The sequence below is a fragment of the Microbulbifer sp. 2205BS26-8 genome, assembly GCF_030731025.1.
In the GTDB taxonomy this organism is placed as follows: Bacteria; Pseudomonadota; Gammaproteobacteria; order Pseudomonadales; family Cellvibrionaceae; genus Microbulbifer; species Microbulbifer spongiae.
In genome coordinates this window covers 1-243 of sequence record NZ_JAVAMR010000242.1, presented here as the reverse complement: position 1 = coordinate 243, position 243 = coordinate 1, and the positions used below count along the sequence as shown (strand labels likewise).

Here is a 243-nt window from a genome sequence, read left to right as displayed (position 1 = left end):
ATCTGTAACCCCTCAAACCCCGGTTACGCTTCAATTCCCGGCTAATCGTTGAAGGTGAGCGCCCCAACAAAGCCGCAATCTCCTTCTGGTTATGTTCTGCTTTCAATAATACGTAAATCTGGTATCTTTCTTCTTCGGTCAGCTGGTGGTAACTCATCAGTGCTTCATCTCTTGGTCGGGAGAGGCGTGGAGTCTACCAGCTGGCTCTTCTCCTTATACAATTGCACTTATTATCCGAAACCA

The 243-nt window shown here is 47.3% G+C and carries 1 protein-coding gene; it reads right to left on the bottom strand.

From position 1 onward, the window contains the following. On the bottom strand, positions 1–157 hold a 157-nt coding region (locus Q5Y71_RS17435), incomplete at its 3' end, for a helix-turn-helix domain-containing protein (protein ID WP_306043328.1). Positions 158–243: the final 86 nt, after the last annotated feature.